The sequence below is a fragment of the Pseudomonas sp. M47T1 genome (assembly GCF_000263855.1).
In the GTDB taxonomy this organism is placed as follows: Bacteria; Pseudomonadota; Gammaproteobacteria; order Pseudomonadales; family Pseudomonadaceae; genus Aquipseudomonas.
The window spans coordinates 35,000-57,143 of record NZ_AJWX01000014.1; the positions used below are offsets into that span (position 1 = coordinate 35,000).

Genomic DNA, 22,144 nt, shown 5'->3' on the forward strand with positions numbered 1-22,144 from the left:
ATATCTTCCGGCTTTTCAGCATCAACGCAACTTCTTACTCTTTACTGGACATTCATTGCCGGCAAAGGAGTTCAACATGCCCGGTATTACACTCAAGATTTCTGGTGATTCGAACCTTGAACTAGTCCATAGCATCGTCCCCAAACTCACCGCCTTGACCTGTGAAGTACTGGAAAAGCGACCGGAACAGACATTGGTGATGGTGCAGTTCCTGCCTCATGAACTTTGGTTCATCGAGAACCTTTCACTGGCTGAACAAGGACGCAACTCGTTCCGTCTGGAGGTCACAATCACGGATGAAACCAATACCAAGGCCCAGAAAGCGCGCTTTCAGCATGAGGCTTTCGAGTTGCTGGCCAAAGAAATAGGAAATGTACACCCGCACTCAAACATACATGTGATCGACTGCCGCGCCAGCGCCTACGGCTATGGCGGGTTGAGCCAGGAGTACAAGCTCCACCACCCTTGAGAGCCCGTCCAGCGCGTTGGTGCTGTTCGACTTCACATAGGCATCGAACCAGCATGGCGACTTCAGTGGGATGACCGCTATGGTTCGTTCTCTGCTGGTTGTGTCCACGAATCATGCCGGTCAAATCCGATGCAAATGACTGGTCAGGTCGAATGCAAATGGGTGGGCAAGTCCGTGCAATTACCCACCTGGATTCCAGCATGAGCGGCTGCTTGCCGCATGAGTTCGTCAAACCTTCGTTCTGATACCCCTTGATTCCGCCTCAATTTTTCGAGACTGACTTCAATAAGGCGAAGGTCCTCGCGGCATTTCTTCTCGCTAGACTTGGTCCCGTTAGTAAAAACGTTTTCTGCAAACGTGGTCGCGTCTGCAATACACATCGGGATAAATTCCTTCTAATCTTGAAGGTAGTCGGAAGCGACTGCTCGAAGTTCAGGTCGGAGGTCGTTGTTGAGGCTCAAACGAAGGATCAAAGTTTTGTTTTCCCGTTGCAGCATGTACCACTCGGAGCGAACCGCCTCGGCCTTGAGCAAGACTGTCTGTTGCAGCAGAAAACGCTCCGCTGCTCTAGGCTTGTTTTGAGTCCGCTCACCGCGCCATAGCCCAAACAGCGAGACTGCCAGAGCCAACAGCGCTGCAACCGGAATCGCGTCAAGATTCAAGGCTCTTTTTCCTCAGTGAACCCAATCTTCGTAAGGCAGGCCCGAAACGCGGCTGAATTCACGCACATTGTTCGTGACCAACACACAACCCGAAGCAATCGCGTGACCGGCAATAGCGGTGTCATTCTCGCCAATGACCAAGCCAGCTTCGGTGAGTTCGAGCTTCACCTCGACCGTCGCGTCAACCGCGTTTTGATCCCACGGTAAGACCTCATCCAGACGTTTCACAAACTCATCTACCAGCGTTTTGTGCTTGGGCGATGCCTTCTTACCGATCTGCCCGTAACGCATTTCGGCGTAGGTAATCGCAGAAATGACGATCCGGTTATTCCTGGCAACCTCTGCGGCCAAGCGCTGCAAAACAGACTCTGGACGCTCACGCATGATGAAAGAGCAAATGCAGGTATCCAGCATGTACGTGGTCACAAATTGAACCTGCCTTCATCGCTGATAACGCTCGGACGCTCTTGCAGAAAGTCAGCATCAGCCTTGGGCAATTCAGTTAGCGACAGCCAGCTCGGGCGCACGGGGCGCAGTGTGATCGTGTCGCCACTGCGCGTAATCTCCAGCTCGCCGATACCCTCATAAGCCATGTCAGCGGGAAAGCGAATTGCTTGATTCTTGCCGTTCTTGAAAATTGAGACAGTGCGCATAACGTCACCCCTACATATGTTTGACATATGCAATATAGCAACGCAGACATGCATATGCAAGACATATGGCTTATTAAAGAGCTATCTCAAATGCTCGCCGGATCGTTGCTTGACGCACCCCAAACCACGCATCGAGCGCGGCCAGACATTTGGCATGGGTCAGATAGATATTTCGTGGCCTGCAACCCTTCGTGATGTCCGCTCGCAAGTACACCTCAGGCTTGATGGCACCGCTGGGGTACAGCACGTCTGCAACCTCCAGCAAAGCCAGCTCGGTAACACGATCTGTGGTATGGGTGAGCCACAACAATGTCACATCACGCTCTGGCAGACGGCCAGTGACGGATGCAACGCGAATCAAGTGTTTGAATTGTCCTGGGCGAAGCGAAGTAGCGCGGCGGATAGTCATGCAGGGGCTCTCTGCCAGGATTGCACTGGAAACGTCCTGGATCTGGAGAGAGTCAGGCCGGGGCCTCCTGACAAGGGTATCAACATGCCCTACCTGGTGTTCACGGAAAATTGTCCTTGCGGCACTGACACGCGAACACTGCCTAGCATCTTGCCCGGGCTAAGAATCCTCACCTGATGATCGCCATTACACGCACCTCTAGGGTGTGTATTCCAGTGATAGTGACCACCCATTCCATTGGTTGTGAGCCACCCATTCCAGTGATAGTGAGCCACCGCGCTGGTGATTCTGAGCCACCAGAACTCTGCCTACTTGATAGCGGCTCGCGCTTGAAAAATATGCGGCCCGCACTCATCAGACGTTCTGACACGTTAAGGATGCTCCGATCAACTTGCCGTGCAGCGATGGCAAGCCGAGATTCGCCAGGCACGTAGCGTTATTCCCCGAAAACGGCCTAATACAGGTGCTACGGAGCGTTTTCCGCCCGGTTCTCCACGTTAAGCGCGCAACTCACCCAAACCCATCAGTCGTTTTCGAGCCATCCACAGGTTCGACAGGGCAAACAGCGTGGTCAGCTGCGCCGTGTTTTTCATCAGCCCACGAAAGCGTACTTTCACGTAACCAAACTGGCGCTTGATGACCCGAAACGGGTGCTCGACCTTGGCGCGTGTCTGCGCTTTGCAGTACTCGATCTTGCGCTTGGCTTTGTACAACAGGCTGCGTTTGTTCAGCTTGGAATACGTGCTGCGCCGAGCCGCGATTTGCCAGATCACGGCACGATTTTCGTGCTCTTCACGCTTCTCGACACCGGTGTAACCAGCGTCCGCATAGACCGCGTTTTCTTCCCCGTGGAGCAGTTCGGCGACTTGGGTGATATCGGCCATGTTGGCGGCGGTGCCATGAACGTGATGAACTAGTCCTGACTCAACGTCAGCGCCGATGTGCGCCTTCATGCCAAAGAGGTGAGTCGGCCACAGGAACTGCCCCCGTAGCCGCTCGCAGAACCGTACGTGACACTCTCGCGTCATACGGCTCCCGTTATCCAACCTGTTGCTCGGTTACTTGCCAGTGATAAAACAGTCGAGGGGCAGCCGTATGCACCGTATCCAACCAGTGAGATATACGCCGCTTGCGCCCGTGAAGTATTTTGTACTTACGACCGGCCCAACGCTTGAGCGCGCTATCGATATGTCGAAAGATGCCAAGCATGGCCGTCCGATAGAACGCGCCATAATACTGCCACCAACCTTGTATCACTGGGTTGTAAAGCCGAGCCACAGCAGCCAGCGTCACGTGAGTTTGGCGGTTGACCCGCCACTCGCGCACTGCTCGCCGCATCCGCTTCAACGCTTGCGCACTGGCTCCCGGAAGGAAGCTGGTGAAAAGCTTGTTATGCTGGCCGATTGCCTTCCTGGGTCTAAAAGTGAAACCAAGGAAGGTAAAGCTCACATGCGGATACCCTGCGCGTCGATTGCTGTCCTTGCAGTATACGATTTTCGATTTCTCTGGATGCATCGTGAGGCCACAAACCGCCAGACGTGAAGCGATTGAACGCATCACGTGCTCTGCCTGCCTCTGGCTGCGACAATGCACTACCGCATCATCGGCATACCGGGCAAAAGGACAGTTGGGGCTGTTTCGTTGCATCCAAGCGTCAAAGGCGTAATGCATGAACAGATTCATCAGCATGGGACTGATCACGCCGCCTTGCGGGGTGCCACGTTCGCGTTGAATGCGAACGCCATCGGCTGCCTCGAACGGAGCAACCAGCCATCGTTCGATGTACAGCAGTATCCAGTCCTCTTTGATATGGGTTCGCACCGCTTTCATCAGCAGCTCATGATCAATGTGATCGAAAGCCGCCTTGATATCAAACTCCACCACCCAGTCGTATCGCCAGCAGCGTTCGCGTGTGATCGCTACAGCCTGTTTGGCTGAGCGTCCTGGTCGGTATCCATATGAGTCCGGATGGAAAAGCGCATCCAGCTTTGGCTCGATGAGAAGTTTGACTACAGTTTGTGCGATACGGTCGCTGACCGTAGGCACTCCCAGCCTGCGTATACCCCCCGATGCCTTCGGTATCCCTCTACTGCCTAGGCCCAGCGCATGGCTGGGCTTATGTGTACCTGGGGTTTCCCGGTATTACACAATGCCCGCATCGCGACCTAGGTCAGGCGTTTCAGCAAATGCGCACCTCAGGGCCTCAACGCCCGAATCGCCTGCCTGAGCCGATTCATGCCCTCTTCACCCGCCGAGGTCACGGGCTGCAGTATGTCCTGACGGGCCTGCTCATAAGGCATGGAAGAGGCACCGTTATTGAAATACACCACCTCGTTTTTGATGGGGCCTATCCATTCTCCACACTTGTAATTGAGCCCCGTTCCTCCAAACCTTTCGTTGGCGGCGTAGCGATGGGCGACCACTAGCCATTCGCTGCCAATGACGACATGCTCAGGTACCGGTGTACCGCCAAATATAGTGACCTCGATATGATCAGCGTGATAAACCGGGATACTAAACACTTCCCCAAACACATCGGTCAGATCAAAAAAATACTGCTCCACCTGAAACGTGATCTTGCAAGCTTGCGTCTGCCCCTCACACGAACTCTGCGTCACCTTTCCACGAAACGGCATGACGCTATCACTGTGAAGGTCCGGCGGGTTTTGAAAGTCCTGCACAAAAGGCGTCTTAGCAGCACTGATCAAATCCTCATGACCGCATCCATCGGCCAGCGCGGCATGCCCCCAGGCCAACAACACAGGCAGCACAACGGCTGCAGCCTTCACTCTATTCACTTACTCACCTCAAGTACCCGAACACCAAAGCCCACCATCAACGCGTCGGCACGATCCCTGTGCAAACATGGATCCAACGAACACTACTGATGTCTCTATGCCAGCGCAACCTCGAATGCATGTCGAATTGTCGCTTGATCAACAGTTAAATAGGGCTTGCTGTGGTCAAGGCAGACATGGCCAAGGATGGTCTGTACGGTCTCAACATCACCGGTTGCCGCCAACACTTTTGCCGCAAGGGAGCGCCTGCCGCTGTGCGATGATCCCTGCTTGATACCGGCCTGCCGGTAGAGCCTGGTGATGGTCTGTTGCAGCGCATCACAAGCCCGATACACCTCCGGCCCACTGTCCAGCTCCCGATGCTTGAATGCCAGTTCAAAAGCCTGGCCTTTGTGCGTCATGACCAACTTTGAACTTGGGCGCAACCCTAGATATTCATCCGCGCCGGAAAGCCCCCAGCGGCGCCGATGACGCACCGATAACCACGCATCGAGCGCCGCAAGGCATTTGGCATGGGTCAGATAGATATTTCGCGGCCTGCAACCCTTTGTGATGTCCGCTCGCAAGTACACCTCGGGCTTGATGGCACCACTGGGGTACAGCACGTCTGCGACCTCCAGCAAGGCCAACTCGGCGACGCGAATACCTGCGGTATGGGTGAGCCGCAACAAGGCCACATCGCGCTCTGGTAGGCGACCAGTGACGGATGCAACGCGGATCAAGTGCTTGAGTTGTCCAGGGCGAAGCGAAGTAGCGCGGCGGATGGTCATACGGGGCTCTCTGTCAGGATTGCACGGGAATCGTGTCGGATCTTAAGAGAGTGGCCAGCGGGCCTCCTGAATAGCTTACAGGCCCGCGTGCCCTAGTGTTCACGGAAAATTGTCCTTGCAGCACTGACACGCGAACACTGCCAAGGTTCATGCCTAGCATCTTGCCCGGGCTAAGAATGCTCACCTGATGATCGCCATTAAACGCACCTCTAGGGTGCGGTTTACGCTGGAGAACCGAATATGCGCATTCGAAATGGCCACATTACCTCGCTCAAGCAGAGCATGTAGGCGGCATCATCCAACAAGGTATTTCGATCTACTTCTCAAGCGTCATAGAAGCCTGGACAAACCTGCGCCCAATACCCGCGCACGAAGGGCTGGCCAGCGATTGTGTGCTTTGTCGGTACCGTAATAGCCACCACCGATCATGTCTTTTAGCGCTTGAGGCGCTGCGTAGCTCAATTGTCTGCCGTAACCCAAATTACGGCCGTCGCGCGTACCGACTGATACCATGTCGTTCACCTTATAACCTGCTCCCCGCTCCTCGCCCCACGTCATCCCGCCAAGAATGTTGAGTGTTATCAGGGATCAAGGCCCCTGCGGCCTGTGGGTTTCGTCCTCTAGCGCGGGACTGGCGGCTCCTTACGACCGGGAGCAAGGGCATCTCATGATCTGGCCTCCTGAACACCGTTGCCGGTGGGCGGGTGGAGGCTGCGCCGGCTGACGAAACCAACGCCGCGAGATCCTGAGCCGGGTGGAGGCAGCGATGCGATGACGGGGGCATGCCGGGCTGTCAGCCAGGTGCAGTCCATTCCTTGGTCTGCGGCACCATCATCTGCATCGCTGTTGCTGGTGGCATCGGCGTTTGTCACGCCGATTGTCACGAGGGGAGTTGCCACAAAGCCCCGTCCGATGTGGGTTGCAGCAGTGTTAGGAGTGCCCGTCTCTTTCCGGAAGAAAGAGACGGGCACAGATTGGCGCATGAAATGGCCAAGGGAATAAGTTGCTGCTGAGTAGCGAGAGAGGGTGTAGCTGTTGCCACAAGGTCAATAAGCAAGAAAACGCATCCATCACACCTGGGCTGGGGTGACCATATGCACTGCCGGATGCTGAACATACTTGGGGCGAACCACCACGGTTGTGGAGTGGCCTTTAAGGTTCGGACCACCTGGGTGCTGTCATCGACAGCGCTCGTGCCTTCTTTTTCTACTCCCCCCGCCCCGCAGGGTCAAGCGACGTTCTTGGGGAGATGTAGCAGCGATAGAAAGCGTGATTCGTCTATGGCAGACCGTGGCCGCCAGTAGCGAACTGCGGCGCTTTGGATTTTTTAGGTGAGGTCCATTCAAACAGGGCGGCTGCGCAGCCCTGTTTGAATGGACCCGTGAGTAAAGCAAAGCGCTGGTGTACTCACGACCCTGTTAACGCTCAAAAGCGCCACGCTCTTTTTCCAGCTCACTGCTTTCGACGTCAATAGCACGGGGGGGGCGAGCAGCACTGTCGCCTCGTACGACAGATGCTGATTTACGCGGTTATTGATCTCGCAGGCTAGCAGTCATTCCCTCACGGAGCGCATCAAGACGATTGCCCCCCCTTCTGTCATGAGCCGCCTTAGGATCACGTAGTGCTTGATCGAGGAATGCACAGCTAAAAACCGGTGGTGACCCTACCTTTGGTCGTAAATCCGGTCGCATCCAAGGTATGGGCCAAAGTATGGGCTGGGAATTTTTTCAAAAACGTAGAAACGAAAAAGCCCTGAATAATCAGGGCCTTTTCGTTCAAATGTGGCGGTGAAGAAGGGATTCGAACCCTTGATACAGTTTCCTGTATACACACTTTCCAGGCGTGCTCCTTCAGCCACTCGGACACTTCACCGTTTCTCTTCAAACATGTTCTGTCTGTCGAGGCGCGCTAATGTAGTCGAAAGCTTTTCTGATGGCAAACATTTTTTTCAGATTTTTCATGCGCTTATGCCCCTCAGGCTAAAACAGCCTGTGTTCAGGGCAAACCGGCCAGCGCTGGGTGGGCAATCCCGGCCGGCATGGCTGGGGGCGCCTGGCGTGACTGGTGGGTCAGTCATGGCGCTTTACCTGGGCCGGTGTGCTGGGTAACGTCAGCGGCAAAACCCTAACAAGGAACACCGTCATGAGCGAGCTGATCGATTACCAACTGGACGAGGGCATTGCCACCCTGACGCTGAGCAACGGCAAGGTCAACGCGATTTCCCCGGAGGTGATCGCTGCCTTCAATGCAGCGCTGGACCGTGCCGAGCAGGACCGCGCCGTGGTGATCATCACCGGCCAGCCCGGAATTCTGTCGGGCGGCTATGACCTGAAGGTGATGACCGCCGGCCCGCAACAGGCCGTGGGCCTGGTCACGGCAGGCTCCACCCTGGCCCGCCGCCTGCTGTCGCACCCCTTCCCCATCATTGTTGCCTGCCCGGGGCACGCGGTGGCCAAGGGCGCGTTCCTGCTGCTGTCGGCTGATTACCGCATCGGCGTGGAAGGCCCATTCAGCATTGGCCTGAACGAAGTGCAGATCGGCATGACCATGCACCACGCTGGCATCGAGCTGGCCCGCGACCGCCTGAGCAAGGCTGCTTTCCAGCGCTCGGTCATCAATGGCGAGATGTTTACCCCGGCCACGGCCATCGATGCCGGCTTCCTCGACGTGGTGGTCGGCGCCGAGCAACTGCATGCCACGGCCCTGGCGGCGGCGCAGCAATTGAAGAAAATCAACATGACGGCCCATCGCAAAACCAAGCTCAAGGTGCGCAAGGCGCTGCTGGAATTGCTGGACGACGCCATTATCCGTGATCAGGAAATTCCGCTGTAAGCCTATGCCGCTGCCACGGCAGCCGCGCCAGGTTGTTCTATATAGTTAATTGATCCAATCGCGGCCGCCCCCTTAAACTCCAGCGCTCTGCCAAAGGTGAGTCGCTGGATGCTTTACATCGTTCGCATGATCTTGATGGGGCTGCACTTTATTGCAGTGGGTGGCCTGGGCCTGTTGATTGGGCTATGCCGCCCTTTCCACCCAGACAACAGCCGGGTGTTCGCCCGCCTGTATTCGCGCCCAGCCATTAAAATATTGGGGCTTGAACTGGATGCTCAGGTCACGCCACTGTTCGAGCAGCCGCCCGGCTGCGTGATCATTGCCAACCATCAGTCCAACTACGACCTGTTCGTGCTGGGCACGGTGGTGCCGCGCCGCACCGTGTGCATCGGCAAGAAGAGCCTCAAGTGGGTGCCGTTCTTCGGCCAGCTGTTCTGGCTGGGCGGCAACGTGCTGATCAACCGTGACAACGCCTACCAGGCCCGTCGCGCCCTGCAGACCACTACCCGTACCTTGCAGCGCGACACATCCATATGGGTGTTCCCCGAAGGCACGCGCAATCAGGGCAGCGACTTGCTGCCATTCAAGAAAGGCGCCTTCCAGATGGCTATCGATGCCGGCGTGCCCATTGTGCCGCTGTGCGTCAGCCGCTACCGCCGCAGCGTACGCTTGAACCGCTGGAGCGCCGGGCACGTGGCGGTGCGTTCGTTGCCGGCCATCCCCACCCATGGGCTGACCAGCAAAGACGTGGTGCCCTTGATGCAGCAGTGTCGCGAGCAGATGCAGCAGTGCATCGATGACCTTGAACGCGGACTGCAGCACGCTTGAACCCCAAGCAGCTTGCCGACTCTCAACACTGGGACCAAGCTGCATTCACTGCCACCAGAACAAGAAGCCAAACCATGGGTAGAGTCGTTGCCGCGGCGGTGTACAGCGCCGGGAAAAAAGTGGTTGATATCAGCCTGGATGAAGGCGCCGCCTGGGCAAAGAAACCGGGGCACTTCGTGTGGATCGGCCTGGAGCAACCCAACGCCACGGAGCTGGCCAACCTGCAGCGCCAGTTCGGGCTGCATGAACTGGCCATTGAAGACGCGCTGGAGAAGCACAGCCGGCCAAAGCTGGAAACCTTTGGCGATGCATTGTTCATCGTGACCTATTCACCCGTACGCCTGGACGGCCAGCTGGAGTTCATCGAGACCCATATTTTTGCCGGCAAGGGCTACATCATCACTGCCCGCAATGGCCACTCGGCGTCCTACTCGCTGGTGCGCCAGCGCTGCGAGGCGCGACCGTTGCTGCTGGAGCATGGCGAGGACTTCGTGCTGTACGCGCTGCTGGATTTCGTCACCGAGAACTACCAGCCGGTCAGCGAGGCCATCCATGTGGAGATCGAGCAAATCGAAGCCAACGTGCTTGCCGACTGCCTGCATGAATCCGATGTGCAGCGCCTGCACAGCCTGCGCCGCGAACTGTTGCGCCTGCGCCGCTACGTGGGGCCCATGGTGGAGATCAGCGAAGAGTTGCAGCGTCTGGACTTCCCGTTCATCGACAAAAACATGCGCCCCTACTTTCGTGATGTGCAGATTCATGTGAACCGGCAGATGGAGGACCTGGCCACGATGCGCGACATCGCCAGCCAGACCATCGAGGTCGGCATGCTGCTGGAGTCATCGCGCCAGAGCATCGTGCAACGCAAGTTTGCCGCCTGGGCGGCGATACTGGCGTTCCCCACTGCCGTGGCGGGTATCTACGGCATGAACTTCCAGAACATGCCGGAGCTGCATTGGCAGTACGGCTACTTCGCCGTGCTGGGGGCCATCGCTGTGGGCTGCGGCGCGCTGTACGCCAGCTTCAAGCGCTCCGGGTGGCTGTAACCCTGCGCAACCTCATGGCAGCAACTGCCGGGTGTGAGGTTATTGAAGTAGGCGCTGTCGTCAGGCTGCGACAAGGTTTGCAGGGCCTTGCTGTGGCGTCCAGCCGATCCAGGGCCCGCTGTGCGGGCCTTCGCAGCCTGGCGGCAGCGCCTACGGGCCGCGGCATCAGCGGCCTTGGGCCACGAAACGCATCATCCACTCGCCCACCAGGGTGCCCTGGTGTTCGCGCTCAAGGCTGGCCATGGCCTTGCCATGCAGTGCTTCGCCCAGGCTTTGCACACGCAGGTCGAGCAACGCCCGGGAGTAGTCGTGCATGAACTCGGGGTGGCCCTGGAAGCACAGTACCTGATCGCCAATGTGATACGCCGCATTGGGGCAGAACGCGCTGGAGGCCACCACCGTGGCGCCTTCAGGCAGGGCCGTAACCTGGTCCTGGTGGCTGATCAACAACGCCAGTTCGCTGGCCGGCGGGTTCATCCACGCAGCCTGGGTGTCCACTTTATAGTCGTGCACGCCCACGCCCCAGCCCTGGCTGGCCCGCTCGGCGCGGCCGCCCAGCAGCAGCGCCAGCAGTTGATGGCCAAAACACACGCCCAGCAGTTTGTCGCCACGGGTGTAGCGCTCCAGCAGGAAGGTCTTGAGCGTCTGGATCCACGGGTCGTTGCCGAACGAGTCGGCCTTGCTGCCGGTGACCAGGTAGGCGTCGAACACCTCGCCCGGCGCCGGGTATTCCCCGTTCAGCACGTTATAGATGGAGAACTGCGCGGCCACGGGTTGGCGCGCGAACAACTGTTCGAACATCCGGCCATAGCCCTGATATTGATCGACCAGCTCCGGCCGCAGGACATCGGTTTCCAGGATGCAGATGCGTAACGACATAGAAAGAGTACCCGACACGATTAGAGGCAAAGGTGCACGGCGCTGAGACTGCGGGAAACGGCGCGGGCTTGCAAGTGCGCGTCCGTTGATCGGCCGCTTTGCCCACCCGTTGGGCGGCGCCTGACGAACGGTCATTCACAGGTAAACCTGACTTCAAGGGCAAGCAGGGTGTCTAGCATGGGAATCGCTGCTGCGTTCGGCGAGTTGCTAGACGCTTTCGCGATTGCGTCGCGATAAGGTCGGACCAAAGCGTTCTAAGCCACGTGCTGCGCGGGCCCTACTGTTAGAAATATCGCTTCAGTGACTCAAGCTTTGTAGAGCCGACGGGCGATGGCAGCACAGGTGCACGTCTTCGCCTGGCCAACCTGGCCCGCAGTCGGCGCAATGGAATAATAACAAGAAGGCAGCCAACCATGTTCAAACACGACAAAGTACGTCAAGCGGGCATCATCGTCGCCATTACCACCCTGTTGTTGATACTCCCCAACCTCACCCGGCTGTTCGGTTGAGCCGCGCCGCGCCCAACCTTGAATAAATTCACCCCCCTTCACTACCGGGGGCTGCGCATCTGTGCCAATCTTTGCCATTGAACCCTTGGAGAATGGCCAATGCGCAGATGGATTGCCCCCCTCGCACTACTGATCAGCACTCATGCCAACGCCTACGTTGACATCGATGAGGCGGTGGACCAAATCGGAAACGGCGTGGTCATTCTCGACGTGCGCAATGATGACCAGTTCTCCGCCGGCCATATCAACAACGCGCTGCAGGTCGACATTACCCTGCGCCCACTCTCTTCCGATGATACCGACGCCCGGATACTGGCGTACCAGCTCGCCAAGGTGATCCAGGACAAGAGCCAGGTGGTGGTGATGTACAGCGACACCGACGAGAACGCCAACAAGTCGGAGGCCGCGTTGAAGAAGGCGGGGTTTCTGAGGATCGTGAACGGCGGCAATTACATGGACCTGAATTCGGCACTGTTCCGCTTGTGCCAGAAAGACAGCTTCTACTGCTGACCGTGTAGCCGCTGCCGCAGGCTGCGGCTGCGGCTACGGCTACGGCTACGGTTTACGGGCTGGCGACTGATGTCGGACAGGTTATTGAACCTGTACCTGCAAGGTCGGCGTCGGCGTGACGTGCACCTTGGCGTGCATCTGCTCGAAACCGCCGCCACGGCGCATGCCGCGTACCGGGCAGGCATCCAGGTAATCCAGGCCCACCGCCAGCTTCAAGTGGCGCTCGGGGCGCGCCAGTTGGTTGGTCACGTCGAAGCTGTACCAGGCGTCGTCAATCCAGGCTTCAGCCCAGGCATGACTGGCCAGGTGCTCGCTTTCACCACTGAACAGGTACCCCGACACATACCGTGCCGGCACGCCCAGGCTGCGCGCGCAGGCCAGGAATGCATGGGTGTGGTCCTGGCATACGCCTGCCCGTGCGGCGAAGGCCTGGGCGGCGCTGGTGTCTACCTCAGTGGCGCCAGGGGTGTAGGTCATGTGCTGGTTCAACGCATGCATCAGGTCAATCAGCGCATTGCGGTCGCCACGCTGCTTGCATTGCTGATCGGCGAACGCACGCAGGGCCTCGTCGGCCTCGGTCAGGCGAGTGAAACGGCGAAACGGCAGCGGCGATTGCGACTCGTGCTCGGCCTCGCGGGTTTCATCGATATCCACCTGGCCGCGGGCACCAATGATGATGTCGTGGTGCGGCTCATCCAGGGTCAGCACGTGCAGGATATTGCCGAACGGGTCCAGCTGCGCGCGCACGTGGCGCGGCAGGTCCAATTGCCAGCTCAATACGTGCTGGCGCTCGCTGTCGTGCGGGGTCAGGCGCAGGTACTGGATGCTGGCACGCACCTCGTCGTCGTAGTGGTAGGCAGTCTCGTGGCTAATGGAGAGTCTCATACAGCCTCCAGGTAAGAGCTGTGAATGGCATTACCCAGCTGGGCCACCAGCGGAATAAATTCGGTCAACCAGGCGTGCAGGCCTTCATCAAGGATTTCATCGATGCCGGTGTAGCGCAGCCGTGCGTCCAGCTCGGCGGCCAGGCGCTGGGCCGGGCGGCCGTTGAGCCCAGGCAGCGAGGCCAGGATCTGGTCAATTTCCTCGGTGCAGGCGCGCAGCGAGCGCGGCACGTCGGCGCGCAGCAGCAACAGTTCGGCCACGTTGTTGGCCGACGGCGCGTCGCGGTAGATCTCGGTGTAGGCCTCGAACGACGACAACGCGCGCAGCAAGGCACTCCACTGGTAATAACTGCGCGCCGAGGTCTCGTCCACCGACTCGGCCTCATCGCCCAACATTTCGTAGCGGGCGTCCACCAGGCGCAGGGTGTTGTCGGCGCGCTCGATGAAGGTGCCCAAGCGAATGAAGCGGAAGGCGTCGTTACGCATGATGGTGCCGTAGGTAGCGCCACGAAACAGGTGCGAACGCTCCTTGATCCACTCGCAAAAGCGGCTCAGGCCGTAACGGCCCAGGCCCTGCTCGGCGATGCCGCGAATTTCCAGCCAGGTGGCGTTGATGTTTTCCCACATGTCGGCGGTAATTCGCCCCCGCACCGCGTGAGCACAGGCACGGGCCGCACCCAGGCAGCTATAGAGGCTGGCCGGGTTGCTGGCGTCCAGGGCGAAAAAGTGCAGCAGCCGTTCGGCGTGCAGCTGGCCATGGCGCTCCAGGTAATCGTCCAGGGTGCCGGTGATCAACAGCGGCATGGCCATCTCTTCCAGGCCATCGCCACGGCCGTCCTGGGGCATCAGGGAAAGCGAATAGCTGACCTCGAGCATGCGCGCCAGATTCTCCGCGCGCTCCAGGTAACGCGACATCCAATACAGGTCAGAGGCAGTTCTACTCAGCATTGTCAGGCATCCTTAATCCTCGACCACCCAGGTGTCCTTGGTTCCGCCACCCTGTGACGAGTTGACCACCAGCGAACCTTCGCGCAGTGCCACGCGGGTCAGCCCGCCCGGTACCACACGGGTTTCACGGCCGGCCAGCACGAACGGGCGCAGGTCGATATGGCGTGGGGCAATGCCGTTTTCGACGAAGGTCGGGCAGGTCGACAATGACAGCGTCGGTTGCGCGATATAGGCGTGGGGCCGGGCCTTGAGCCGGGCACGGAAATTCTCGATCTCGGCGGCGCTGGCGGCGGGGCCTACCAGCATGCCGTAGCCACCCGAACCCTGGGTTTCCTTGACCACCAGGTCTGGCAGGTTCGCCAGCACGTGGGACAGCTCGCTGGGGTTGCGGCATTGCCAGGTCGGCACGTTCTTGAGGATGGGCTCCTCGTCCAGATAAAAGCGGATCATGTCGGTGACGTACGGGTACACCGACTTGTCGTCGGCCACGCCGGTGCCAATGGCATTGGCCAGCACCACATTGCCCGAGCGGTACGCCGCCAGCAGGCCGGGCACGCCCAGCATCGAATCGGGGTTGAACGCCAGCGGGTCGAGGAAGGCATCGTCCAGGCGCCGGTAGATCACATCCACCGCCTTGGGGCCATCGGTGGTACGCATGAACACGCGGTCATCACGCACGAACAGGTCGGCGCCTTCCACCAGCTCCACGCCCATCTCGCGCGCCAGGAACGCGTGTTCAAAGAACGCACTGTTGAAACGCCCTGGGGTGAGCACCACGACACTGGGGTTATCCAGGGGGCTTGAGCTTTTCAGGGTGTCGAGCAACAGGCTGGGGTAATGGTCGATGGGCGCGATGCGCTGGGCGGCGAACAGCTCGGGGAACAGGCGCATCATCATCTTGCGGTCTTCGAGCATGTAGCTCACGCCGCTGGGGGTGCGCAGGTTGTCTTCCAGCACGTAGTAGCTGCCATCGCCATCGCGCACCAGGTCTACCCCGGAAATGTGCGAGTAGATGTCGCGGTGCAGGTTCAGGCCCTGCATCGCCAACTGGTATTGCTCGTTGGCCAGCACCTGCTCGGCGGGAACGATCCCGGCCTTGATGATGCGCTGGTCATGGTAAAGGTCGGCCAGGAACATGTTCAGCGCCTTGACGCGCTGAATGCAGCCACGCTCCACCACCCGCCACTCGCTGGCCGGGATGCTGCGCGGAATGGTATCGAACGGGATCAGCCGTTCGGTTCCCTGCTCATCGCCATACAGCGTGAACGTAATACCGGCCCGGTGGAACAGCAGATCGGCTTCCCGGCGCCGCTGGGCCAGGAGCTCTTCGGGGGTGTCGGCCAGCCAGCGCGCGAACTCCCGATAATGCGGGCGGACAATACCCCCGGCATCGTACATCTCATCATAAAAGGTGCGGATCATGCCGTACTCCTTGTCACCCGGACACCAAGCCAATCGCAAGGCCCGTGCCAGCGGCAGAAACGCTTTAAAAACAACAGGTTGGATTATTGGATAATCAGGCACGCACCATTCCTGTGCATGACGTGGCCCAACCGGTTCCCGTACGCTTCATTGCGAAGCGGACTTAAGGATAGCTGCAAGCTCCACGTTGCAAGCGTCAAGTTGGATTTACGCGCCAACTTGACGCTGCAGCTCACAGCTTGCAGCTACGTCTAGGCCTGCAGGCGCTGAATGTGGTGCTTCACACCCCACCCTTCCATCTCGCCGCCCAACGGCTCGATCACGGCTTCAAAGCCCTGCTCGAATTCGCCGATGCCACCATAGGTGGCGTACATCACCTTGCTCAACTCCAGGTACCAGGCCCCATCGTCGCGTTCACTGACCTGGGCGTTGAGTGACTCGCCCTGAAACTTTCCCGCTGCCGTGCGCGCGCACTCCTCGTCCGGGAACACGGCATAGAACTCGATGGGGTGGATGCTGGCGAAGTCGAATCCGCCTTCTTTCATGCGGCGCAGAACGTGGGTGCTGATGTCTTCTTGATAGGCTGTGCTCATGAATCGTCCTCCTCATCATTGATGGATAGACTTTCAGTACTTCCAGGACCTCCGTTGACAGATAACTGCAAAGGGAATACGCGACCCAGGGTCACCCGGAAACAAGCATGGAGCAGACAAGACAAGTGCTCGGCCAAGCAGATTGGCCGCCTTCAGTTGCAGAGTAGCGCGAAGGAAGCGCCTGTGCCAGAGGGGCAGGCGCATGCGGTGCAGATCAGTCGACTTGCGTCACGGACACGATTTCCATGGCATTCATGTCCTTGAGTGCCTTGGCCGCAGGCTCGGCGGCGCGATTATCGAAATCATTGAGGTCGGCCTTTTCCAGCACCGGGCGATAGTAGGCACGTACATGTCGGGCGGCTTCATCCTTGTCGGGACGACTCTCGGCGTCTATTTCAAGGTTCAGCTGTTGGCCGTGCTCGTCGATAAAAGCGATTTGCCACTTTTTCATCAAGATCTCCTCGGCAGTCTTGAGGCAAAGGCCTCACTTCACTTGACCCAACCGGCGGGCCATCGTTCCGGGGCTGCGCCCAGCGGTGGCAATCTTCATATAGATACCGCCTGCCCGGCCGGCCCAACTGGCCTGCTAGCGCTCTTTGCCCAAGGAGCCGCCCCATGACCATTGCCCTCGCCCATACTCACTACACGCACCTGCTGCAACACCATGGCACGCTGCTGCATGCGCTCGCCCAGTGGCCCACGCCACTGTCGGTGTTCCAGCGCATGAGCCAGCGGCTGAGCGAAGACGCCGACGAACACACCCCCACACAAACCGCGCTGCTGCGCCTGCCCAAAAGCTACCCTACTCGCTTGCGCGAATACCTGCACAGCGAAACGGGCCAGGTGAACTCGGCCCAGGGCGCCCAAGCACTGGCCGATTATTGTCTGGCCCAGGTCAACCTGCTGCATGCCGACGGTTTGCTGGGCGACCCGCACCGGTTGATGGCCAAGAGTGTCCACCAATGGCCCACGGAAGCCGAACGGGGCCGCTACTTCGGGCCTCTCACCCGCGCCTACGCCGTGCACCTCACCCTGGACGACCACTCACTGGACTGCAGTGGCAGCCTGCTGCTGGCGGAATCGGCCCATATACGCCTGCATTCGCTGCAACAACAGGAGGACGTGGGCAAGCTGCTGCTGTTCACGCCCGGTGAGGGCGTGCGCACGTTCGACAACCTAGAAGCCCTGCGTGCGGCAGACCTGCTTGCAGGCCTGCGCCCAGGCTTGCGCGAGCGTGACAGCAAGCGCCTGGGCAACCGCGCCCGTGCGCCCATGACGTTCACCGAGGTCACCGACGATGTATTCGCCTGGCTCTGGGCCGGCTGGCAGCAAAAACAGCTGGACGACTTTGCCTACCACCTTAAGCACCGCGAGCTCAGCGCATTGCAAGGCCGTGAATGGGTGGTGGGCCTCACCGCCGCATTGGACCTTCGCGACGCCCTGGCCCCCGACGGTTTCACAGCCCGGCGCACCCAGGCGCTGCTGACGGCCACTGAACCTGCCTGGCTCGGCAGCGCCTCGCCACGCGCGCGTCAGGCGCTGGCCCACCGCACGCGCCGACTGGCCCGCTACGCCCTGCAGTGGCAACACTTGATGACCCAACTGCCGGGCCTCAAAGCCTTCGCCAAGGCCCGGGTCGAGGGGCAACTGCGTCGTCGCCTGGGCCGGCGCATCAATGTCGACCAACTCTACGTCAGCGAAGCGCGGGTAGTGGCGCTGCTGCCCAAGCTCTGGAAAGGCCTGCCGTGGCTGATCTACAGCGAAATCAAGCACGGCCGTGACCTCACGGCGCTACCTGACAAGGCGCTGAGCAACATCGGCGCGTTGGACGTCGATTACTGGCTGACCGCCGTCATTGTCGACCAGCACGGCCAGCCAGTGCCCGGCCTGGACCCCAACCTCATCCGTACCGTGGTGCGCGAGGTGGATGTGGGTGGTACCTACGGCCCCCACCTGAGGGCACTGATCGACACGGCCCCCCACCTGCCCTTCCACACTGTTTTCGCCCAGATGCAGCAGGCCGACTTTGCCCTGCAACGTCAACGGGCCGCCATGGGCGCGCCCAGCGACCCGAAGTGGGCCGAGGCGTTAAAGGCTGGTCATCTGCCGCGCGCGAGCAGTGACGCGGCGTTCGACGCACATGTGGACAGCCTGGTCAGCCAGGCGGAAGCCGCCGCCACCAGCGACCGGCAAAGCAACCTGCACACCGCTATCACACTGGCCAGCGCCGTGGCTGGCGCCGTTGCCAGCGCCATCAACCCCTGGGCCGGCCTGGCGGTCAACGGCCTGCTCAGCCTGCCCGCCCTGGTGGGCGGTGTGCAGGCCATGCAGCGCGGCGACTATGAGCAGGCCGTGGACGAGATTGGCGGCTCCCTCGCCAGCCTGGGCGGCTCGGTGCTGGACCTGCGGGGCGCCCCCGTGGGCCTTTTTCGGGCCGGCCCCGAACAGTTGCAGGCACGGCTTCTGGCGGTGCCGCCACTGCCTGGCGCGCTACCCGCCCTGGCCGATGCCGAGGTCTCGCTCAAGGGGCTGCATGCCGACCCCGACGGCGTCTACCACGTGGGCGGCCGCCATTACATTCGGCACATCGACAGCCCCACCCAGGTGCGCCAACTGGAAGTGGACTACAGCCGCGAACACGCAACCTACCGGCTGCTTACCCCTCACCTTCGCGACGGTTTCAGGCAAGCCATTGTGCGTGATGACAACCTGGCCTGGCGCGCCCGCCACGCGCCCGTAGAACCGAGCGCGCCGCCCCTTGAGCAGGAATCCTTGCAGGGCATGGATAACCCGACCGCCAGCGCCCCACCCCTGCACTGGCCCGACGCGCAACTGTTGGCACAGGCCGGGCTGGAACCGCAGCACAGTCACGCGTTTCTGGAAGCGGCCTACTACCTGGACCGCGATAACTACCGGTTCACCGAACACGAGATTCTCGCGCCTGCGCCACCGCAGGCCGCCTCCCGTGACGACGTCATGCTGCACCGTGCGCCCGTGGTGTTCAGACCCAAGTCGCTTTCAAGCGTGGAGGTAACCATGACCCGCCTGGAATTCAGCCGCCAGCGCGCCAGTTTCCATGCGCTGGGCGCCGACGTGCTGGCCTCCCAGCGGCAGCACATCGAGCAACTGATTACGATGGAGAGGCAACCCGGCCACCACAACCTGGGGCGCCACCAGGTGCTGATGGGCGTGGCTGAAAGCGTCTGTTCAAGCCTGGGTTATGTGCCCCGGGCCACCCTCCACTACAACACCCTGCCCGTGCTGATCTGCATGCACCCGCACAGCAGGGCCTACTACGTGGTTTATCCGCGAGCGCTGCCCTCGGGCCCCTATGGTCGCCTGCGCATCCCCAGTCATAGCATTGGCCTGGGCCCACGCGCGTGGGAGGCGTTTATCCTGGAGCAGGTGCGGGCCAGCGCCAATCATCTGCTGCCAGAGCTTGCCCAGGCTCACGCCGATGGCAAGCTGTTTCCACTGCTTCCCGTGGTGGACCTGACCGCTGACGCAGCCGATTCTGCGATTTATGTCATCAAGCCGCAGTTTGTCGCGCTGTAAGGCCTAGGGTTCCTGCGCCCACAAAAAAACCCGATGCCGTTTCCGGCACCGGGTTTCAAGGTAGCGAGCAAAAGCGCTTATTTCTTCGCTTCAGTCACACCCGCCGTGTTGTCCAGCAGGCTCTTGGTCGCCGTCTGGATGAACGAGTCGAGCTTGTGCAGCAGGTCGGCCTGGTCAGGCTCATCGGCAATCGGCTCGGCCTTCGGGTCGGCGCCCAACTGGAAGCGGAACATGCGCGGAGCCATGTCCTTGGGCTGCACCAGGATCCGGTCACCGGTGATGATAGCCACGGTCTGCTCGTTGCCCGAAGGCTTGATCACGCCGAAGCCCTTGTCGCCGTCCGGCAGGTTCAGCAGGTCGCGACCCCAGCACTGGTTACGGGTTTCACCGCCCAGGCGGCCCATGATGGTAGGCACGATGTCGATCTGCGTGCCGACCGTGTGGTTGACCGCACCAAACTTCTCTTGCAGGCCTTCGCCGATCATCAGCATAGGCACGTTGAAACGGCCCAGGTCCATCTCGGTGATCTGCTGCTCGTTGCCGAAGCCATGGTCACCCACCACGATGAACAGGGTGTCCTTGAAGTACGGCTCCTTCTTGGCCTTCTCGAAGAACTGGCCCAGGGCCCAGTCGGAGTAGCGCATGGCAGTGAGGTGCTGGTTAAGCGAGCCACGGTCGGTAACCTGCGGTACTGGCAACGGCGACGGGATGGCGTACGGCGTGTGGTTGGACAAGGTTTGCAGCAAGGCATAGAACGGCTTGCCGGCCTTGTCGCGCTTGGCCAGCTCTTCGGCGCCGCGGTCGAACATGTCCTGGTCGGACACGCCCCAAGTGGGGTCGGAGAACACCGGGTTGACGAAGTCATTGCGGCCAATGAACGTGGTCATGCCCTGGTTGGCAAAGAAGCCGGACTGGTTGTCCCAGGCAAAGTCGCCGTTGTACACGTACACGTCATCGAAATCACGAGCGCTGAGCAGCTCTGGCAGGCCCGACAGCTTGTGCGCGCCTTCCGGGGTTTGCATCAGGTACTCGAAGCCCGGCAGGTTGGGGAAGCAACCCATGGTGGCGAACATGCCCTGGTGGGTGTGGGTACCGTTGGAGAAGAAGTGGTCGAACAGCACCCCCTGCTTCGCCAGTTTGTCGAAGTACGGGGTGATGTTGCCCGGGGCACCCAGGGCGCCCACCGAGTGACCGGCGAAGCTTTCCATCAGGATGACCACGACGTTCTTGTAGCCCAGCACGTTCTGCGCCGGCGGCGTGAAGTCACGGCGCACGGCAGCGGTATCGGCGTCCACCAGCTTGTCGTTGACCGTCAGCAGCATGTTGCGCACGGTCTGTTGCGCATCATCCTGGGGGATGGTGGCTTTCCAGATATTGTCGCGCTCGTCGGAGAAGCTGCTCTTGGCCGCGCCAATCAGGCTAAGGGTGCCATTGAGGCCCAGCTGGTTGGCAAAGTTGGAGTCAGTGGTGTAGGCATCGCCCCAGCGCAGCGGCGGGCCCTGGCGCAAGGTGCCACGTGCGGCCACCACGGCCACGGCCAGCAGCACCGCGAACACGGCAACGCGCGCATACCACGGCGCCACGGGACGGCGGCCGCTGGCAACGTAGTCCACCCGTGGGCGGGTGGAGCGGTCGATGCCCTTGAACACCAGGCTCAACAGCCAGGTGACAATGGCCCAGGCCAGCAGGTAGCGCACTACCGGGTAGCCGTACCAGAGCATGCTGAGAACGGTCTTGGGGTCTTCCTTGACGTACTGGAACACCAGGCCGTTGAGGCGCTGGTGGAACTCGCGGAAGAAGTCCAGTTCCATCAGGCCCAGGAACATCATTGCGCTGGAAGTAATGGTCAGCCAGAAGCGCCACAGGCCGCGGCGGGCCATGAGCCAGGGCACCAGGGTGGCGATGACCAGCGGAATCAGGGTGTACACCACCAGGCGCACGTCAAAACGCAGGCCGTTGCCGAACGCTTCGACAAAGGTCGAGGCCGGGGTGTCGAGGATCATTTCACGGTTATAGATCAGCAATGCCAGGCGCAGAAGGCTGAGCAGGACCATGATGGCCAGGCCGCTGAGCAACGTGTAGGCAAGGTGGGATTTGACGGTCGGCTGCCGGCGTTGATACGCCTGCGCCGGACCCAAGGCGTCCGTGTTGGCCATGTCGATAGAGAATCCGTGGAGGGGGGTTTAGTGGAATCGTGAAACACGAGGGGGCAAATGGTGCACGAAGATGAAAAGGGATGCACAGCTAATTTACCTGCCAGGCATCCCATAGCCCCTGCCGCCAGGCTGCGCTGGCCCCTGTGTGCAGCGGCGCTCTTCAGCGTTACGGGGGGCCCGCGCAGCCTGCGGCAGCGGCTGCAGGGATGGCAGCCGCCGGA

At 60.2% G+C, this 22,144-nt stretch carries 18 protein-coding genes, 1 tRNA gene and 3 pseudogenes; 6 read left to right on the top strand and 16 right to left on the bottom strand.

Features of this window, described 5'->3' with window-relative positions; genetic code table 11:
• Positions 1–76: 76 nt before the first annotated feature.
• The gene (locus PMM47T1_RS15650; protein ID WP_008370517.1) at positions 77–469 is read left to right on the top strand and encodes a tautomerase family protein; all 393 of its coding nucleotides are present in this window, start codon (positions 77–79) and stop codon (positions 467–469) included.
• 395 nt (positions 470–864) lie between these two features.
• On the opposite strand, the gene PMM47T1_RS15660 is transcribed toward PMM47T1_RS15650, so the two are convergent.
• The 9 genes and pseudogenes from PMM47T1_RS15660 to PMM47T1_RS15695 all read right to left on the bottom strand — a co-directional run bounded on the left by PMM47T1_RS15660 (position 865) and on the right by PMM47T1_RS15695 (position 7,633).
• Positions 865–1,131 carry a hypothetical protein gene (locus tag PMM47T1_RS15660; RefSeq protein ID WP_008370520.1) on the bottom strand — a complete coding sequence of 89 codons (267 nt, stop codon included), beginning with the start codon at positions 1,129–1,131 and terminating at the stop codon, positions 865–867.
• Positions 1,132–1,143: 12 nt separating this feature from the next.
• On the bottom strand, positions 1,144–1,557 hold the full coding sequence (locus tag PMM47T1_RS15665; protein WP_008370527.1) for a type II toxin-antitoxin system VapC family toxin: 414 nt from the start codon (positions 1,555–1,557) through the stop codon (positions 1,144–1,146).
• Entirely contained in the window at positions 1,554–1,784 is a 231-nt protein-coding gene (gene vapB / locus PMM47T1_RS15670) for a type II toxin-antitoxin system VapB family antitoxin (RefSeq protein ID WP_008370529.1), read from the bottom strand. The genes PMM47T1_RS15665 and vapB overlap by 4 nt, the downstream gene beginning before the upstream one ends.
• Before the next feature lie 112 nt (positions 1,785–1,896).
• A pseudogene (locus PMM47T1_RS29135) lies at positions 1,897–2,193 on the bottom strand (site-specific integrase); the annotation flags it as partial.
• Between the two features lie 497 nt (positions 2,194–2,690).
• Positions 2,691–3,158 (bottom strand): annotated as a pseudogene (locus PMM47T1_RS15675) (IS5 family transposase); the annotation flags it as partial.
• A 59-nt stretch (positions 3,159–3,217) separates the two neighbouring features.
• Positions 3,218–4,275 (bottom strand): annotated as a pseudogene (gene ltrA / locus PMM47T1_RS15680) (group II intron reverse transcriptase/maturase); the annotation flags it as partial.
• 113 nt (positions 4,276–4,388) lie between these two features.
• Positions 4,389–4,991 (bottom strand): hypothetical protein, encoded by a 603-nt coding sequence (locus tag PMM47T1_RS15685; protein ID WP_008370537.1) that lies wholly within the window; start codon positions 4,989–4,991, stop codon positions 4,389–4,391.
• A gap of 95 nt (positions 4,992–5,086) precedes the next feature.
• Positions 5,087–5,761, bottom strand: coding sequence for a site-specific integrase (locus PMM47T1_RS15690; protein WP_008370538.1), 675 nt, complete (start codon positions 5,759–5,761; stop codon positions 5,087–5,089).
• Between the two features lie 1,782 nt (positions 5,762–7,543).
• Positions 7,544–7,633 (bottom strand) — tRNA-Ser (locus PMM47T1_RS15695).
• Positions 7,634–7,903: 270 nt separating this feature from the next.
• On the opposite strand from PMM47T1_RS15695, the gene PMM47T1_RS15700 reads away from it, so the two are divergent.
• The 3 genes from PMM47T1_RS15700 to PMM47T1_RS15710 all read left to right on the top strand — a co-directional run bounded on the left by PMM47T1_RS15700 (position 7,904) and on the right by PMM47T1_RS15710 (position 10,467).
• Positions 7,904–8,593: a crotonase/enoyl-CoA hydratase family protein gene (locus PMM47T1_RS15700; protein WP_008370539.1), complete on the top strand. Its 690-nt coding sequence runs from the start codon at positions 7,904–7,906 to the stop codon at positions 8,591–8,593.
• Positions 8,594–8,701: 108 nt separating this feature from the next.
• Positions 8,702–9,421: a lysophospholipid acyltransferase family protein gene (locus tag PMM47T1_RS15705; protein WP_008370540.1), complete on the top strand. Its 720-nt coding sequence runs from the start codon at positions 8,702–8,704 to the stop codon at positions 9,419–9,421.
• Positions 9,422–9,495: 74 nt separating this feature from the next.
• Positions 9,496–10,467, top strand: a complete 972-nt coding sequence (locus PMM47T1_RS15710) for a magnesium and cobalt transport protein CorA (protein ID WP_008370541.1) — start codon at positions 9,496–9,498, stop codon at positions 10,465–10,467.
• A 165-nt stretch (positions 10,468–10,632) separates the two neighbouring features.
• Here the strand turns inward: PMM47T1_RS15710 and PMM47T1_RS15715 are convergent, their stop codons facing one another.
• On the bottom strand, positions 10,633–11,346 hold the full coding sequence (locus PMM47T1_RS15715) for an amidotransferase (RefSeq protein ID WP_008370542.1): 714 nt from the start codon (positions 11,344–11,346) through the stop codon (positions 10,633–10,635).
• A 608-nt stretch (positions 11,347–11,954) separates the two neighbouring features.
• Here PMM47T1_RS15715 and PMM47T1_RS15720 point away from each other — a divergent pair.
• Positions 11,955–12,365, top strand: coding sequence for a rhodanese-like domain-containing protein (locus PMM47T1_RS15720; protein WP_008370543.1), 411 nt, complete (start codon positions 11,955–11,957; stop codon positions 12,363–12,365).
• An 81-nt stretch (positions 12,366–12,446) separates the two neighbouring features.
• Here the strand turns inward: PMM47T1_RS15720 and PMM47T1_RS15725 are convergent, their stop codons facing one another.
• From PMM47T1_RS15725 to PMM47T1_RS15745, 5 genes are all read right to left on the bottom strand, one after another.
• Entirely contained in the window at positions 12,447–13,250 is an 804-nt protein-coding gene (locus tag PMM47T1_RS15725; RefSeq protein ID WP_008370545.1) for a transglutaminase family protein, read from the bottom strand.
• The gene (locus tag PMM47T1_RS15730; protein WP_008370547.1) at positions 13,247–14,197 is read right to left on the bottom strand and encodes an alpha-E domain-containing protein; all 951 of its coding nucleotides are present in this window, start codon (positions 14,195–14,197) and stop codon (positions 13,247–13,249) included. The genes PMM47T1_RS15725 and PMM47T1_RS15730 overlap by 4 nt, the downstream gene beginning before the upstream one ends.
• A gap of 12 nt (positions 14,198–14,209) precedes the next feature.
• The gene (locus PMM47T1_RS15735) at positions 14,210–15,619 is read right to left on the bottom strand and encodes a circularly permuted type 2 ATP-grasp protein (protein ID WP_008370549.1); all 1,410 of its coding nucleotides are present in this window, start codon (positions 15,617–15,619) and stop codon (positions 14,210–14,212) included.
• Positions 15,620–15,870: 251 nt separating this feature from the next.
• A complete protein-coding gene (locus PMM47T1_RS15740) occupies positions 15,871–16,212 on the bottom strand; it encodes a ribonuclease E inhibitor RraB (protein WP_008370551.1) in 342 nt (113 codons plus the stop codon).
• 214 nt (positions 16,213–16,426) lie between these two features.
• Positions 16,427–16,663 (bottom strand): hypothetical protein, encoded by a 237-nt coding sequence (locus tag PMM47T1_RS15745; RefSeq protein ID WP_008370553.1) that lies wholly within the window; start codon positions 16,661–16,663, stop codon positions 16,427–16,429.
• A gap of 164 nt (positions 16,664–16,827) precedes the next feature.
• Here PMM47T1_RS15745 and PMM47T1_RS15750 point away from each other — a divergent pair, with 164 nt between their 5' ends.
• On the top strand, positions 16,828–19,767 hold the full coding sequence (locus PMM47T1_RS15750; RefSeq protein WP_008370561.1) for a DUF6543 domain-containing protein: 2,940 nt from the start codon (positions 16,828–16,830) through the stop codon (positions 19,765–19,767).
• A 77-nt stretch (positions 19,768–19,844) separates the two neighbouring features.
• On the opposite strand, the gene PMM47T1_RS15755 is transcribed toward PMM47T1_RS15750, so the two are convergent.
• Positions 19,845–21,923: an LTA synthase family protein gene (locus tag PMM47T1_RS15755; RefSeq protein WP_008370562.1), complete on the bottom strand. Its 2,079-nt coding sequence runs from the start codon at positions 21,921–21,923 to the stop codon at positions 19,845–19,847.
• Positions 21,924–22,144 lie beyond the last annotated feature (221 nt).